This window comes from Yersinia sp. J1, assembly GCF_050586585.1.
GTDB classification, from domain to species: domain Bacteria; phylum Pseudomonadota; class Gammaproteobacteria; order Enterobacterales; family Enterobacteriaceae; genus Yersinia; species Yersinia entomophaga.
In genome coordinates this window covers 238,671-254,046 of record NZ_JBOBDP010000002.1, presented here as the reverse complement: position 1 = coordinate 254,046, position 15,376 = coordinate 238,671, and the positions used below count along the sequence as shown (strand labels likewise).

Genomic DNA, 15,376 nt, shown 5'->3' with positions numbered 1-15,376 from the left:
ACGGCTTCAACTAGGCTGGGGCGATACTTATCTACTTTTCAGACTCTGCACAACAAGTTGGATCATTGCTGGCGAGGTAGCTCCAAGGGGAGTTGTTCAGTGAAATATTTCTTTATGGGTATCTCTTTCATGTTGGTGGTTTGGATTGGCACCTTCATGTTAATGGTAGAGTAACCCCGCCGCCTTTTGCGGCATATAAGGGCGCATCCGCGCCCTTTGTCATTTTATTTTCCCGGCATCATTCTACGTAGCGTGTCATCACGCCGAATATAGTGATGATATAGCGCCGCCAGCGTATGCAGTCCGATAACAAAATATCCCAGAGTAGCAATAAGCTCATGGGCCTGTTTAATTAACGATCTGGCCTGAGAATTAGGCATAACCCACTGTGGCACTTGCCAGCCCAGTAAATACCAGGTTTTGCCGCCGTAGGCCTGAGCCAGCACGCCTAATATCGGTAACGACAAAAACATCAGGTATATCAGCCAATGTAATGCATGGGCGCTAACAGCCTGCCACTTTGGTAATGACGGAGTAACAACCGGAGAAGAGTTACGTTGGCGTAGCCAAAGCCGCAATAACATCAATACCCAGACACTAAGGCCAAAATTAAAGTGCAGATTCTTTACTAGCGTCCGATCTTCATCAGGAACGACGTCGCTGAGCAATATCGCTGAATAGGTCAAAATCACCATTAATAGCGTTAGCCAGTGCAGAGTAATTTGAGACAGAGAATAGCGATTCTTCATTGTGATGCTCCACAAAAGTCTTACGTCAAAAACTATTTAGCTAAGAGTATGGCGCAATTTTGATGAAGTTAACCTTAAGAGGCTCATTCAGCTTATTGAAAAAGCTATATTTGCAGCAAGAAACACTAACCGGGTAATAAAATCAGCCCGGCTAGTGAGTGGCTAATCTTATTCGCCGTTGGCCAGTTTAGTCGGTTTAATTAAGCCATCAACGCGAAACATACTTTTAATCCCGCGTACCGCCTGCCGGATGCGATCCTGATTCTCGATTAGCGCGAAACGCACGTGGGTATCGCCATAATCACCAAAGCCAATTCCCGGAGAAACGCAGACTTTCGCTTCCGACAACAAGCGCTTGGCAAACTCAAGCGAACCTAGATGCGCATAAGGCTCAGGAATTTTCGCCCAAACGTACATTGACGCTTTCGGATTTTCTACCATCCAGCCAGCTTCATGCAGGCCTTTTACCAATGCATTACGGCGCTGACGGTACTGTTCGGCAATGTCCTTCACACACTGCTGATCCCCTTCCAGGGCAGCAATGGCAGCTACCTGCAACGGAGTAAAAGTACCGTAATCGTGGTAACTTTTGATTCGCGCCAGCGCACTGACCAATTCGGGATTTCCGACCATAAAGCCAATACGCCAACCGGCCATGTTATAGCTTTTCGATAGGGTGAAAAATTCTACCGCAATGTCTTTTGCACCCGGTACTTGCATGATCGAAGGGGCCTTCCAGCCGTCATAAACAATATCTGCATAGGCTAAGTCATGCACCACCAGCACATCATACTGTTTGGCTAACCCAACCACTCGCTCAAAAAAGTCCAGTTCGACGCACTGTGCCGTGGGATTTGATGGGAAGCCTAAAATCATCATTTTAGGCTTAGGAATGGTTTCACGAATCGCCCTTTCTAATTCACCGAAGAAATCAATACCCTCTGTCAGTGGAACTGAGCGCACCTGCGCGCCCGCAATCACTGCGCCATAAATATGAATGGGATAGCTTGGATTCGGTACCAAAACGGTATCACCGTGATCCAACGTTGCCAGCATCAAATGCGCCAACCCTTCTTTAGAACCAATGGTCACGATAGCTTCACTTTCCGGATCGATATCAACCTGATAACGATCGGCGTACCAACGAGAAATGGCGCGACGCAAACGCGGAATACCGCGCGAAGTGGAATAGCCGTGAGTATCTTCACGTTGAGCAACGCTACACATTTTTTCTACAATATGCGGCGGCGTTGGCCCATCCGGATTACCCATACTGAAATCAATAATGTCTTCGCCACGGCGGCGCGCAGCCATCTTTAGCTCAGAAGTAATATTAAAAACATAGGGTGGGAGGCGATCAATGCGGGTAAAACGACGTTTGGATGGTAATTCAGCCATAATTTCCTCGAGGATACGTTAGCGCCCGGACCGTCCGAGCGACGCAGACCATCACGGGTCTTTTAAGAACATATCGCAGCGCTGAAATACTGTCGAGAGGCTAACGAAATTATTTTACCTCAAAGTAACAACGCATTTTTTCTCGCGGCAAACTCATCGGCCAGCAATCCCAGTACCCAGTCATCGCACCATTTCCCACTGAGGCTGAAATTGTCTCTTAAGGTTCCTTCCAGTTGAAAACCACAGCGCTCCAGCAAGGCGCGGGAAGGCTGATTACCTACCGTTACCGTCGCTTTCACTTTATGAAACTGACATTGCTGAAAAGCAAATTCCAGCACCGCCACCAGCGATTCCTGACCATAACCTTTGCCGGTAAATTCAGGTAATAAGCCATAGCCGACCTCCGCTTGCTGAAAAGGCTGCCATTCCGGTAAAAATCCCGTGATACCAACAGGTTGCCCCGATGCTTTTTCGCGAATAACCAAACACAGCCAATGGTCTGAAGTCCTGTCCCAAGGCTGCACGCGAACAGCAAAACGCGTCTGAATGGTGACGAGATCCTGCGGATCGGAAATATAGCGAATCACCTCCGGGTCCTGATATAGCCGTGAAAAAAGTGGCCAATCCTGTTCTGTCATCGTGCTCAACGTTAATCGTTCGGTAGCGATATGAATCATTATTTTCTCAACTGTTTGGTCGGGATAAATCACAAAATAAAGGGGAGATTTTTTCCTAACATCATCCCTTTATTCTTCTCTATTTTGCCGAAATAATAGCCACATGAATTTAACAAATGTAGAACATCTCGGTGGCTTTATTTTTCCCAGATTTACCTATTGCCCCGTTTCCCCTGTCTCAGTACGTCGGAGAGATAAAATATGTCTTCATTACAAATAGATGATATTCCAGCGGCAATCAAGCTAGTCAAACGTCAGCTACGCCAGGATTTACCTGATTATCAGCAAGTTTTTCTCGCCGTTGAGGAAAACATTCGTCAACAGGTAAACACTATTCGTCAAAGTTTAGCTGCGGGCGAAAACCCGGTGCCGCGCTTACACGCTGACGATATCATCCATAACCGCGTGACCGAGCAACAAAAAAAACTGATAAAACAGCGGGGAACCTGCGCCATTCACGGTGTATTCCCACGAGAAAAAGCCGAGAATTGGAATCGGGAAATCGGCCAGTATTTAGAGCGAAACAACTTTGTTGAGCGTTTGAAAAACGCCGCCGAAGACAATTATTTCGGCACTTTAGCGGCCAATAAGCCGCAGATTTATGGGATCTATTGGTCCAAACCTCAGGTGGAAGCCCGACAGGATCATCGGATGCAGGCGGTTCAGGTGTTTCTCAATAACCTATGGCACAGCGAAAGTAACGGCAAACATCACTTTGATCCTGACCGCGTAGTCACTTACGCCGACCGCACCCGCCGCCGGCCGCCGCATTCATCTTCACTGGGCTTATCGCCTCACGTTGACGGCGGCTCCATTGAGCGCTGGCTGGATGAAAATTTCCGCCACGTTTACCGCCACGTATTTTCCGGCGAATGGCAAAAATATGATCCTTTCGCCGCAGAAGGCAGACCGGAAGTACGTGAGCTTCCATCGCCGGCAGTGTGCTCTATGTTCCGAACCTTTCAGGGGTGGACGGCGTTAACCCCGCAGCGAACCCATGCAGGCACGCTGAATGTCATCCCGATTGCCAACGCCATGGCCTACATTCTGCTGCGCGCGTTACAAGATGATGTCGCAGAAGATGACTTATGCGGTGCAATGCCGGGTCGAGCGCTTTCAGCATCGGAACAATGGCATCCTCTTTTACTCGAAGCCATTTCCCCTATTCCCGATCTAGAGGCTGGTGATACGGTGTTCTGGCATTGCGACGTTATTCACTCAGTGGAAAATGAACACAACGGTGAATTTGACAGTAATGTGATGTATATCGCTGCGGCTCCCTGGTGTGAGAAAAATGCCACTTATTTACCGCGTCAACTGGCCAGCTTTATCGACGGTAAATCGCCACCGGATTTCGCCGCTGATGATTTTGAAGTCGATTTCATCGGCAGAGCCACGGTTGAAGATTTGACGCCATTAGGAAAACAACAGCTCTGCTTCGAACAATAATCCTCCCGCCAGATAATGATCAGTCGGAAGACTCGTTTTTCCGACTGAATTGCTTCAGTTCTGCTGCGGTAAAAAACACGGTTAAAGTAGCGATAAAAGCCGTTTTTCCTTATAGTGAGCCGATATTCACCCGCAAACGAGCCTGTTGTGCACCAAATATTTGAAATGTTGCTGGCGGTTTTTGATCGCGCCGCGCTAATGTTGATCTGCCTGTTTTTCCTGACCCGCACCCGCCTGTTCCGTCAGCTACTACAAAAAGAGAAACACACGCCGCTGGAACTGCTCGCGGTAACCGCTATTTTCTCTCTGTTCGCCATCTTTGGTACCTACTCAGGTATTAACGTCGAAGGATCGCTAGTTAACGTTCGGGTTATTGCCGTAATGTCTGGCGGTATTCTATTTGGCCCCTGGGTCGGGATCATCACCGGTATTATTGCCGGTAGCCATCGCTATTTAATTGATATCGATGGCATTACTTCTGTTCCCTGTCTTATCACCAGTATTATTGCCGGGTTAATGTCTGGTTATATCAATTTGAAGGTGAAAAAAGAACGCCAATGGAGCATCGGTATTCTCGGCGGCATGATCTGCGAATCGCTCACTATGCTTTTGGTTGTGGTATGGGCCAAACCGACGGCGCTGGGTATCGATATTGTATCGAAAATCGCGATTCCGATGATTTTAGGCGCAGTGTGTATCGGCCTGATTGTGTTGCTGGTACAAAGCGTTGAGGATGAAAAAGAGGTGATTGCCGCTCGGCAGGCGAAACTGGCTTTGGATATCGCCAATAAAACGCTGCCCTACTTCCGAAATATCAACGGGGAATCACTGAGCACCGTGTGTGAAATTATCCGCACCGATATAAAAGCAGATGCGGTAGCCATTACCAATACTCACAATATTCTGGCCTACGTTGGCGTCGGTGCCGAGACCTATGATATTGGACACGAAATTATTAGCGATATCACTAAGGAGAGCATTCAGCGTGGCAAAATTACTATTCGTAATAACGATGAGGTTCACCGTACGCCGCAAATTCATTCGCTGATTATCATCCCTCTGTGGGAAAAAGGTGAAGTAACCGGATCGCTAAAAATTTATTACTGCCATGCTCATAAAATTACCTATTCACTGAAAGTGATGGCGGTCGGCCTATCGCAAATTATCTCTACGCAAATGGAAGTCTCACGTATTGAACAGCTGAAGGAAATGGCAAATAAAGCAGAAATGCGCGCATTGCAAAGTAAAATCAATCCTCACTTCCTGTTTAATGCGCTGAATGCTATCTCCTCCTCGATTCGGATCAATCCAGATACCGCTCGACAGTTGATCATCAATCTGTCTCGTTATTTGCGTTATAACCTCGAACTGAATGACGAACAGATAGATATTCGCAAAGAGCTACATCAGATACAGGATTATATTGCTATTGAACAGGCTCGTTTCGGCAGCAAGCTGACGGTTATTTATGATATCGACGATGATATTTCACTGCGAATTCCCAGCCTGTTAATTCAACCTCTGGTGGAAAACGCCATTGTGCATGGAATTCAGCCTTGCAAAGGCAAAGGCGTGGTCGTTATTGCAGTGAAAGATCATGGAGATCAAATTAAAATTTCAGTTAAAGACACCGGTAATGGCATTAATCAGGAGACCATAGACAGGGTGGCCAATAATGAAATGCCAGGTAACAAAATAGGCCTACTGAATGTGCATCACCGTGTGCAATTGTTATACGGTGCAGGCTTACAAATTCGACGTTTAGAGCCAGGCACCGAGATTTCATTCTTTATCAGCAAAAATGGCGGAAAAGTTCATGCATAATTCAACTTCACCGCCAGTCTACCCGGAGCAATATTCATGAAAGCCATTATTGTGGAAGATGAGTTTCTTGCTCAGGAAGAACTGAGCTATCTCATTCGCCAGCACAGTGGTATCACCATAGAAGCAACCTTTGATGACGGATTAGATGTATTAAAATATCTCCAAAATCATCAGGTTGATGCTATTTTTCTGGATATAAACATTCCGTCGCTGGATGGCGTGCTGCTGGCACAAAATATCAGCAAATTTACCCATAAACCGCATATTATCTTTATCACTGCCTATAAAGAGCACGCGGTGGAAGCTTTTGAAATAGAAGCATTTGATTATATTCTCAAGCCATATCACGAATCCCGAATTGTCACCATGCTGCAAAAACTGGAAGCGCTGCATAAGCGTAACCGTCAGGAAAACGAGCAACCCACCGGTCTGGCACCGCGCAGCGCTCATACCATCAATCTGATGAAAGACGAACGCATCATAGTGACGGATATCAACGATATTTATTACGCCGCAGCGCAGGAAAAAGTGACTCTGGTTTACACCCGCCGGGAAGAGTTCATCATGCCGATGAATATCACTGAATTCTTCAGCCGACTGCCAGAGGAGTACTTCTTCCGCTGCCACCGTTCTTACTGCGTTAACCTGTCCAAAATTCGCGAAATCGTGCCCTGGTTTAACAATACTTACATCCTGCGTCTCAGTGATTTGGATTTTGAAGTGCCCGTCAGCCGCAGCAAGGTAAAAGAGTTCAGGCAGTTGATGCGCCTATAGATGCATTTCATTCCGTGCTGAATGCAGCTCATTCCTCATTTGATCTTTCATGGTAAACCCGCCCGTATACTGGCTTCATTGGGCGGGCTGATAGTGACTTAACATCCAAATCCTTCGTCAATCATCAGCTCGTAATTTTATGGCAGACCGAATTATTCGGGCCAGGTTGTATTGATGTTAAGGAGTCCGGCATGAGCAGCAAACCGGTAAATCGTTGGCTAATCGTTGTAGGTACTATCATTGTCCAAATGGGTTTGGGCACTATTTATACATGGAGCCTATTCAACCAGCCGCTGGGTGAAAAATTCAGTTGGTCACTCGGCGCAGTTGCCACCACCTTTTCAATCACCAGTTTCTCTTTGGCTATTGCCACGCTATTTGCAGGTCGCTTGCAGGAACGTTTCGGCATTCGCAATCTGACTTTGATATCCGGCCTGATTCTGGGTTTGGGGCTGATAGCCAGCTCCTTCGCCACTTCCCTTGGCATGATTTATCTTCTGGCTGGTGTCGTCGTCGGTTTTGCCGATGGCACCGCATATATCACAACACTTTCTAATCTAATTAAATGGTTCCCTGAGCGTAAGGGCCTGATAGCCGGTATTTCCGTTGGCGCATTCGGTACCGGTAGCCTGCTATTCAAATACGTCAATGCCAGCCTGATTGCCAATCAGGGCGTCTCTCTGGCCTTCTTCTACTGGGGTCTTATCGTGATGGCTCTGGTCGGCGTAGGCTCCCTGTTGCTGAAAGAAAAAGTCAGCGCTCCACAACCAACCAATATGCAGCAAGCCAGCCAGAATGGCCGTGATTTCAGCGTAAAAGAAATGCTGGCAGTGAAAGAATCTTATTTCCTGTTCATCATCTTCTTCACCGCATGTATGAGTGGATTGTATCTGATTGGTATCGTGAAGGATTTGGGCGTCGAATTAGCGGGAATGGATTTAGCCACCGCGGCTAATACCGTATCTGCCATCGCTATTTTCAACACCGCTGGCCGCATTATTCTGGGCGCGCTGTCTGATAAAGTCGGGCGTATGCGAGTGATTACCTTCACTTTGTTAGTCACTACGCTGGCAGTTTGCGTTCTAAGCTTCGTTCCTTTGACTCACGCCCTCTTCTTCCTGTGCGTAGGTGCCATTGCCTTCTGTTTCGGCGGCAACATCACCGTATTCCCGGCCATTGTCGGTGACTTCTTCGGACTGAAAAACCACAGTAAAAACTATGGCATTATCTACCAAGGCTTTGGTTTAGGGGCGCTGGCGGGTTCATTTATCGCCGCCCGTCTGGGTGGATTCCACGCCACCTTTATCGTGATTGCCCTGATGTCAGTGCTTTCCCTACTGTTAACTCTCATTATCAAACCACCGAAAGGTTCGGCAAAACAGATGGAAGAGCCAAAAGAAGAAACGACGGGTATTACCGCCAGCAGCCATGCTTAATAGGTTGATAAAAATTAAGTGAGACCAAATCAATGCCTACCAATACTTGGCGAAAAGCCTAAGAGTTGGTAGGCATTTGGGTTTATCAGAATCAGAGCGTTGATCAGTGACAAGCTTAGTAAGGTAATAATCTCGCTTTTTTATTTTGCTCAACTTCGCTAAGTTTAACGTGATAAGTACCCATATTATTTTGCGTAATAGACGTCACTTTGAAATTTGCTAATGGCGAATACAATACTTCGTGCTCGTTATTCTCGAATGCTAAACCACCGGATACAAAAATGCCCCTACCACTGTTGCCCTTAACTTCAAACATCACTCTTTCACTATCCTGGCTACGGTTGGCAAAATCTTGTGCGACCTTTTTATCACCGGAGGTAGAAAAGAACTGCCCTAGTGAATAAGTAGTGGTTTGATTTTGAGTTTTATCACTATTGAATTGGCTAATTAATTTATTAATCCCTGCGCTGGTTATTCCTTGTCCACGATGCGTAATAATATTTTTGCTAGTTGGCGTATACCACGCTTTGGCTCCAGTTTTGACTAATTGAGCCAAATCCGAACAATTAAATTTGAGTGTAGTTTTAAGATTTTTGTTGCCTCGGCCGAAGATATTATCACCATGCACTCTTTCATACTCGGCAATGACTTTACTACCGCTTAGACTACCGGGCGAGCGCCCTTGGCCGAACTGGTAGCGAGCCTCAACATTTAAAGCCTTACAGCCTGCATTACTTTGATAAACCATAGAAAAGTCATTACGGATTTTTTGATTAGCTTCATCGGCTTTTCTTACCTTAGCCTCAGCCGCAACAATTTGTTGTAATTGTTGATCTACCCGATGCTTCTTATCATTGACTCCTTCAAGTTTGGCCTCCTGTAATCCTTTATTCTCTTCCAGCCCAAGCAGCGCACTTTTTATAATATTAATTTTTTGGTTAAGCTTAGAGATACCATCAGCAGCAGAGACTTCGCATCCCTCCGCGCCAAAATATTTAGCGGCTTCTTGTCGCTCAGCTTGATAACGGCTACCAGAAACAAAGTTTTTCAAAAAATTGCTACCTTGGCCGAACTTTACACTGCCGTTTTTCAAGCGCACATTCACATCATCGCCATGCTTGTTTGAAATACCCGTGAGGCTTTTTAGCAGGATATTGTTACTCCTAATCGCCCTTTTCCCCTCATTAATCTGCACTTTAATAGTAGACAACTCATTTTTAATTTTCTTCACTTCCTGACCTAACGTTTCTATCCTTTTATATAAGTTATTTTTTGTCGGGAGATTCATTAGAGGGGAGGGGCTGCTGGTATTTATGTTACTTATTGTCATGGATAAAGTTCCTGTTATTAATGCCAGCAACTAGACCGGCAGCTGCAAAAAATTTTACAGTTACCGTCATTATCCAAAATATGGCTAAACAGAACTTTAAAAAAAACGCCTTATTAACCTTTCAAATAATAGGCGTTTGTTAATGTAACTACAGTTCCATACCTAATGTCTGGCGCAAATAGGCACCGGCGCCTAGCAAGCCCGGCTGTTGATGGGTGATCATATAAACCGGTATATCGACGAGAAAATCTTTAAAGCGCCCCTTATCTTCAAACGCTCCGCGGAATCCCGACGCTTTAAAGAACTCCATAAAACGTGGAACTATGCCTCCGGCAATATAAACGCCGCCAAAGGTGCTGAGATTCAGCGCCAGATTGCCGCCAAAACGTCCCATAATCACGCAAAATAGCGACAGCGCCCGGCGACAATCGGTACAGCTATCTGCCAGCGCTCGTTCGGTGACATCCTTCGGAGCCAGATTTTCCGGCACACGATGGTCAGAAATCACGATTCCGCGATATAAATTCACCAAACCCGGCCCGGAAAGCACGCGTTCAACGGAAACATGCCCTAATTCCTTCCGCAATACCGCCAAAATGCAATCTTCTTCTTCGCTGTTTGGCGCAAAATCCACATGGCCGCCTTCTCCCGGCAGGCTCAACCAACGGCGATCGACATGAACCAAATGAGCCACACCTAAGCCTGTTCCCGCGCCGTATACCGCTACCGGTTTGCCCGGCTGCTTATCTTTGCCACCGAACTGGATAACATCCTGCGGTGAAAGCATAGGTATCGCCATTGATACCGCAGTAAAATCATTGATAATTTCCAGCTTACTCAGATCAAGATTTCTTTGCATTTCGGCAATGGAAAACGCCCAGGTATGATTTGTCATGGCCACCCAATCACCGGTAATCGGGCAAGCAATGGCAAGACAGGCGTCTTCTACCGCAACATTATGCTCCGCCAGATACTGGCGGATAACTTCTTCGAGACTGTCAAATTCAAGCCCTGAATAGGTTTTCGCCTGAGATATTTCGCCCGTTGCTACAGCGCACAGCGCCAAACGGGCATTAGTCCCGCCAACATCACCCACCAAAGCATAGGTCGTCATCAAATACTTCTCCGTTAAATGGATATTTAACTAATTGAGTTAACTGCACCTACTGTAAAATCACGGCAGAAAAACAACAATCACCACGGGCTAAACACCGCGTCTTTAGCGATACGGATCACAAAAAAACGTTTCAGCATGGAGAAACACCGCATAATTTCGCATTTGCTTCCCGCATTTTACGCCCCTTAATCCTGACCGTTACTCTGACACGCAGCCGTTTTTTCTTTTGCCTGATGACGAGAAGCAATCACTCGCGCTCTCAGCGTGTCGTAAAGCCAGTTATATGCCATGGTGTAAGGTAGGAAAAACAGGAAGAAGCCGATCTCCAGCATAAAAGCCTGTCCCCAGGAAATCCCCAGCAGCCAGGCCGCAATAGGCACGCCGATCAATACAAACCCGGCCTCAAAACCAAAAGCGTGCCAGATACGCACCGCCAGCGTCTTTGCTACGCGGCTCACAGGCCAGATTCGGTCAAAGATACTGTTATAGATGATGTTCCACAGCATGGCGACCGTCGATAGCATTACCGCTAATGTCCCGATTTGCAGAACCGAACGGTTTAATAACCAAGCGCCCAGCGGCGCACAAATGCCGACGGCGATAACTTCGAACCCCACGGCGTGAATAATACGTTCAACGAATGATTTACGATTAGCTTGCATAAAATCGACCTGTTTTTTTGATGAATTAAAAACTACCGAGTGATTATCATCGCTTTTTGGGATAGATTAAAAATAGAAGCCATCGATTAAGTAGATAGATAATGCACTATTCACCGGAAGCGTTAATTGCATTCGTCGAAGCCGCATCTCAGGGATCTTTTTCTGCTGCCGCTCGTAAACTGCGTAAAAGTCAGTCCACCATCAGCACTGCAATTGCCAATTTGGAAGCAGATTTGGGGTTAGTCTTGTTCGATCGGCAAGCACGCCAGCCGGTGCTCACGGCTCACGGGCGTCGCGTTCTGGCGCAGGTTCAGGAAATTTTGGCTGCCAGCGAGCGTTTGGATCATCTTTCTATTCGCTTGGCGGATAAAGTAGAGCCTCGTCTTAGTTTTGTACTCTCAGATATATATCAACCCACTCACCACGAAGCTCTAATGCAACGTTTTGAGCAGCGCTATCCTGATATTGAATTCGAATGCATGATTGCTGAGGCCGATGATGTTATTGGGTTACTGCAAGATGGTCGCGCTCATTTGGGTATGGTTGAAGTCCAAAAAGATTACCCGCCAGATATTGGCGTCAGCCTTCTGCCAGAACAGTCCTGTATGGCGCTGTTTGTCCAACAGAATCATCCGCTAGCTCAGTGCCAACAAATCCAACCTGAACAACTGGCCACCGTGCGGCAACTGCGTCTGAACACCTATGCGCAAACAGATAAAAATACGGCTCAAGGGCCGGTTTGGTCAGCGCCAAGCTATTTAATGCTGTTAGAAATGGCGGAGCAGGGCTTTGGCTGGGCAATCCTGCCACGTTGGATGGTGAAACAATTCAGCCGTAATCAATTGGTTGAGCTCTCTGCGGTTGGTTGGCCAAAAATGATTTCTCTGGATGCGGTATGGTCGAAAAAAAACCCGCCGGGACCAGCCGGTTTCTGGCTGTTAGAACAGCTTACGGGCAGCCAATCACCACGGATATCAAGTTGAGGCGTTTCTGTTTCGCAGAGATTCCGTAACTTTCCTCAGCAGTGGTGATATATCCATCTGCGGTAGAACAACTTCGATAAATACTAGCTGCGAGTTTTGATCAGCCAATTGCAATGCTTTATGTAATTGCTCTGGCTCACTCACTTTCAGGGATATGACTTCGCTACCCGCCCCAAACGCCTGCGGTAACTGAGTCCAATTCCATGTAGATATATCGTTATAGGGTTGATTTTCGCCGTGAATAGCTCTTTCTACGGTATAGCCATTGTTATTCAACAAGAGAATAATGGGTTTTAACCCATCCCGCAGCATTGATCCCAGTTCCTGAATGCTTAACTGAGCGGCACCGTCCCCAATCAGTAAAATGACTCGACGCTGCGGATTGCCGGTTTGCACGCCATAGGCCGCCGGCAAGCTAAATCCGATGGAACCCCACAGCGATTGGGTAATAAATATCGCATCCTTGGGCAATCTCAGAGCTGCGGCACCAAAGCAAGCCGTACCCTGATCGGCCAGCACAATATCAAAGGGCCGCAAAAACGTCTGAATGTGATACCAAAATGTTTGCTGATCCAGATGTTGTGCTAAAGAAGGCGGCAACGGGCAATGGTAAACATCGGGCTGTATCCATTCATGCTGTAATTCCAGGCTCAGTTTTGCCAGCGCATCAATGGCTATAGTCATCGGGATTTGGCTAAATACACGCGAACCCACTTTGGCTTCGAAAGGGCAGATATCAATGCGTCTTTCCGTACAAATTTGCTGACTAAATCCGGCGGTTATGGTGTCGACAAACCATACGCCAACGGTAATAACTACATCCGCTCCTTCAATCGTTAATCTAATCCGCTCATCACTGGGTGCTGCGCTGTAAGTACCAATAAACTCTGCGCGAGATTCATCTACAATACCTTTCCCCATCAGTAATGTCGCATAGGGTAAATGAGTTTGGCTTAGCCAATTTCTTAATTGCTGGGTAGCGCCAAAGCGATCCACTAAAAAATCTGCCAATACAGCCACATGGCGAGCTGAAGCAAGTGACTCTCTCGCCGCGTCGATAAAATCCCGCAATGACTGAGATGAGTACGGCGCTTGTTGAAACGCCAGCGAATTGGGTTTGGCGTCGATCGGCATCTCTGCCACATCGGAAGGAAGTTGTAAATAAACCGGTTTGCGTTGAGCAAGCGCAGCTGCCACTACTCTATCTATTTCGCTGGCAGCGTTGGTCAACGTGAGATTGGCCTGAGCGCAGCTAACCATTTCAGCCATAGTCGAAAAGTGGCTAAAATCACCATCACCGAGAGAGTGGTGTATCAGCTCTTTCTTTTGCTGGGAGTGCTGTGCCGGCATCCCGACGATGTGGATCACCGGCAAGAATTCGGCAAAACTCCCCGCAATGCCGTTGATAGCGCTTAATTCGCCCACGCCCATGGTGGTGAGCAACGCGGCAGCAGGCTGAGTACGCGCATAACCATCTGCAGCATAGGCCGCATTGAGTTCGTTCGCACATCCCACCCAGTCAATCTGCGGGTGAGCGATGACATTATCCAAAAACTGGAGATTGTAATCCCCCGGTACGCCAAACAGGTGTTTGATTCCAATTTGCGCCAAGCGATCCAGCAAATAATCGGCAACTTTATAAACACTACTTTTCATAGCGCGCGTGATCCTTAGGAAAAAAACCAACATATAAAAAGTTCATAAGCAAAGTATTAGCTAATAATTAAATTTATCTAATGCGTTAGAATTAATAGCAATCCTGCACTGTAAATATTTCGTGACTTTATGGGCCTTGTGATCCCGCTGGCGAACCGAATGAGTGAAAAGGCTTACACTCATTTATCTGCCCTATACCTCTTAAGGATTGTCATGGTTTACCAAGCTAACCCTATCCGCTATCAAGACATGGAGTATCGGCGCTGTGGTCACAGCGGTTTAAAACTATCGGCTATTTCTCTCGGCTTATGGCATAACTTCGGCGATGCAACACTGTTTGAAAACAGCCGAAATCTGATTCACTGTGCCTTCGATCATGGGATTACCCATTTCGATTTGGCGAATAATTACGGGCCGCCGCCAGGTTCAGCCGAAGAGAATTTTGGCCGAATCTTGCAGCAAGATCTGCAGCCTTATCGTGATGAGCTGATTATCTCCTCTAAAGCGGGTTACACCATGTGGCCCGGCCCTTATGGCGACTGGGGTTCGAAGAAGTATCTGGTGGCCAGCCTGAATCAGAGCTTGCGGCGCATGGGATTAGACTATGTGGATATTTTCTACCACCATCGACCCGATCCGCAGACGCCTTTAGAGGAGACAATGAAAGCGCTGGATTTGCTGGTACGACAGGGTAAGGCGCTGTATATCGGGCTATCCAACTACCCCGCAGAACAGGCGCAGCAGGCTTTGACTATTCTGCAAGCCCTTGGTACGCCTTGCCTGATTCATCAGCCAAAATATTCTATGTTCGAACGCTGGATCGAGGACGGTTTGCAGGATGTCCTGACAGAATTTGGCGTCGGCTCCATCGCCTTTTCACCGCTGGCGGGCGGGCTGCTGACAGATCGCTATCTCAACGGCATTCCTCAGGATTCCCGTGCTGCCAGCGGCAGTAAATTCCTTAATCCAGCGCAAATTACCGAGGAAAAACTGGCAAAAGTACGCCAACTCAACGATCTAGCAGCGGATCGCGGGCAAAAGTTATCGCAAATGGCGGTGGCTTGGGTGCTGCGTGAGGGCAAAGTGACCTCCGCGCTGATTGGCGCCAGTAAAACGGCACAAATTGAGGATGCGGTAACTGCCCTGACTAATACTCACTTTAGTGTTGAGGAGATAGCGCGTATAGAATCCATCCTGCTGTAATCGCTTTCCCACTTTACACATCACCAGAGGGCGAATTATCCGCCCTCCTTCATCTTTATGATGAACAGGCAGATAATTCCTAAAGCATTGTTTTCCAGTTTTATCTGAACGCTAGATT

General features: G+C 47.1%; 14 protein-coding genes. 7 read left to right on the top strand and 7 right to left on the bottom strand.

The genetic code is table 11. The annotated features are described in order from the left end of the window. Positions 1-99 precede the first annotated feature (99 nt). A complete protein-coding gene (ypdK, locus tag ACQ4OC_RS05835; RefSeq protein WP_120805928.1) occupies positions 100-174 on the top strand; it encodes a membrane protein YpdK in 75 nt (24 codons plus the stop codon). Between the two features lie 50 nt (positions 175-224). Here the strand turns inward: ypdK and ACQ4OC_RS05830 are convergent, their stop codons facing one another. From ACQ4OC_RS05830 to ACQ4OC_RS05820, 3 genes are all read right to left on the bottom strand, one after another. Continuing rightward, the gene (locus ACQ4OC_RS05830) at positions 225-749 is read right to left on the bottom strand and encodes a cytochrome b (protein WP_064517072.1); all 525 of its coding nucleotides are present in this window, start codon (positions 747-749) and stop codon (positions 225-227) included. A gap of 168 nt (positions 750-917) precedes the next feature. Further along, positions 918-2,147, bottom strand: coding sequence for an alanine transaminase (alaC, locus tag ACQ4OC_RS05825; protein ID WP_120805857.1), 1,230 nt, complete (start codon positions 2,145-2,147; stop codon positions 918-920). A gap of 119 nt (positions 2,148-2,266) precedes the next feature. Then, positions 2,267-2,824: a GNAT family N-acetyltransferase gene (locus ACQ4OC_RS05820; RefSeq protein ID WP_064517070.1), complete on the bottom strand. Its 558-nt coding sequence runs from the start codon at positions 2,822-2,824 to the stop codon at positions 2,267-2,269. A gap of 201 nt (positions 2,825-3,025) precedes the next feature. Between ACQ4OC_RS05820 and ACQ4OC_RS05815 the strand changes: the two genes are divergently transcribed. The 4 genes from ACQ4OC_RS05815 to ACQ4OC_RS05800 all read left to right on the top strand — a co-directional run bounded on the left by ACQ4OC_RS05815 (position 3,026) and on the right by ACQ4OC_RS05800 (position 8,307). Then, a complete protein-coding gene (locus ACQ4OC_RS05815; RefSeq protein ID WP_064517068.1) occupies positions 3,026-4,273 on the top strand; it encodes a DUF1479 domain-containing protein in 1,248 nt (415 codons plus the stop codon). Positions 4,274-4,420: 147 nt separating this feature from the next. Continuing rightward, positions 4,421-6,097, top strand: a complete 1,677-nt coding sequence (locus tag ACQ4OC_RS05810) for a sensor histidine kinase (RefSeq protein WP_120805854.1) — start codon at positions 4,421-4,423, stop codon at positions 6,095-6,097. A gap of 36 nt (positions 6,098-6,133) precedes the next feature. Further along, positions 6,134-6,871 (top strand): LytR/AlgR family response regulator transcription factor, encoded by a 738-nt coding sequence (locus ACQ4OC_RS05805; protein ID WP_064517064.1) that lies wholly within the window; start codon positions 6,134-6,136, stop codon positions 6,869-6,871. Between the two features lie 191 nt (positions 6,872-7,062). Beyond that, positions 7,063-8,307, top strand: coding sequence for an L-lactate MFS transporter (locus ACQ4OC_RS05800; protein ID WP_430971014.1), 1,245 nt, complete (start codon positions 7,063-7,065; stop codon positions 8,305-8,307). A 115-nt stretch (positions 8,308-8,422) separates the two neighbouring features. On the opposite strand, the gene ACQ4OC_RS05795 is transcribed toward ACQ4OC_RS05800, so the two are convergent. The 3 genes from ACQ4OC_RS05795 to ACQ4OC_RS05785 all read right to left on the bottom strand — a co-directional run bounded on the left by ACQ4OC_RS05795 (position 8,423) and on the right by ACQ4OC_RS05785 (position 11,416). Beyond that, the gene (locus ACQ4OC_RS05795) at positions 8,423-9,637 is read right to left on the bottom strand and encodes an ADP-ribosyltransferase domain-containing protein (RefSeq protein WP_162493039.1); all 1,215 of its coding nucleotides are present in this window, start codon (positions 9,635-9,637) and stop codon (positions 8,423-8,425) included. A gap of 148 nt (positions 9,638-9,785) precedes the next feature. Further along, positions 9,786-10,751, bottom strand: coding sequence for a glucokinase (glk, locus tag ACQ4OC_RS05790; protein WP_064517060.1), 966 nt, complete (start codon positions 10,749-10,751; stop codon positions 9,786-9,788). Positions 10,752-10,939: 188 nt separating this feature from the next. Next, a complete protein-coding gene (locus ACQ4OC_RS05785; RefSeq protein WP_064517058.1) occupies positions 10,940-11,416 on the bottom strand; it encodes a multidrug/biocide efflux PACE transporter in 477 nt (158 codons plus the stop codon). 101 nt (positions 11,417-11,517) lie between these two features. On the opposite strand from ACQ4OC_RS05785, the gene ACQ4OC_RS05780 reads away from it, so the two are divergent. Further along, the gene (locus ACQ4OC_RS05780) at positions 11,518-12,399 is read left to right on the top strand and encodes a LysR family transcriptional regulator (protein WP_064517056.1); all 882 of its coding nucleotides are present in this window, start codon (positions 11,518-11,520) and stop codon (positions 12,397-12,399) included. On the opposite strand, the gene ACQ4OC_RS05775 is transcribed toward ACQ4OC_RS05780, so the two are convergent. After that, positions 12,391-14,055 (bottom strand): alpha-keto acid decarboxylase family protein, encoded by a 1,665-nt coding sequence (locus ACQ4OC_RS05775; protein WP_430971013.1) that lies wholly within the window; start codon positions 14,053-14,055, stop codon positions 12,391-12,393. The two genes, ACQ4OC_RS05780 and ACQ4OC_RS05775, sit on opposite strands and share 9 nt — an antisense overlap. A gap of 213 nt (positions 14,056-14,268) precedes the next feature. Between ACQ4OC_RS05775 and mgrA the strand changes: the two genes are divergently transcribed. Then, positions 14,269-15,258, top strand: coding sequence for an L-glyceraldehyde 3-phosphate reductase (gene mgrA, locus ACQ4OC_RS05770; protein WP_064517052.1), 990 nt, complete (start codon positions 14,269-14,271; stop codon positions 15,256-15,258). Positions 15,259-15,376 lie beyond the last annotated feature (118 nt).

Excerpts from the sequence above, each read along its gene's own strand:
- ACQ4OC_RS05800 (WP_430971014.1), top strand. The coding sequence starts at position 7,063 with ATGAGCAGCAAACCGGTAAATCGTTGGCTAATCGTTGTAGGTACTATC.
- ACQ4OC_RS05805 (WP_064517064.1), top strand. The coding sequence starts at position 6,134 with ATGAAAGCCATTATTGTGGAAGATGAGTTTCTTGCTCAGGAAGAACTG.
- ACQ4OC_RS05780 (WP_064517056.1), top strand. The coding sequence starts at position 11,518 with ATGCACTATTCACCGGAAGCGTTAATTGCATTCGTCGAAGCCGCATCT.
- ACQ4OC_RS05795 (WP_162493039.1), bottom strand. The coding sequence starts at position 9,637 with ATGACAATAAGTAACATAAATACCAGCAGCCCCTCCCCTCTAATGAAT.
- ACQ4OC_RS05830 (WP_064517072.1), bottom strand. The coding sequence starts at position 749 with ATGAAGAATCGCTATTCTCTGTCTCAAATTACTCTGCACTGGCTAACG.
- ACQ4OC_RS05820 (WP_064517070.1), bottom strand. The coding sequence starts at position 2,824 with ATGATTCATATCGCTACCGAACGATTAACGTTGAGCACGATGACAGAA.
- ACQ4OC_RS05775 (WP_430971013.1), bottom strand. The coding sequence starts at position 14,055 with ATGAAAAGTAGTGTTTATAAAGTTGCCGATTATTTGCTGGATCGCTTG.
- alaC (WP_120805857.1), bottom strand. The coding sequence starts at position 2,147 with ATGGCTGAATTACCATCCAAACGTCGTTTTACCCGCATTGATCGCCTC.
- mgrA (WP_064517052.1), top strand. The coding sequence starts at position 14,269 with ATGGTTTACCAAGCTAACCCTATCCGCTATCAAGACATGGAGTATCGG.
- ACQ4OC_RS05815 (WP_064517068.1), top strand. The coding sequence starts at position 3,026 with ATGTCTTCATTACAAATAGATGATATTCCAGCGGCAATCAAGCTAGTC.
- ACQ4OC_RS05785 (WP_064517058.1), bottom strand. The coding sequence starts at position 11,416 with ATGCAAGCTAATCGTAAATCATTCGTTGAACGTATTATTCACGCCGTG.
- glk (WP_064517060.1), bottom strand. The coding sequence starts at position 10,751 with ATGACGACCTATGCTTTGGTGGGTGATGTTGGCGGGACTAATGCCCGT.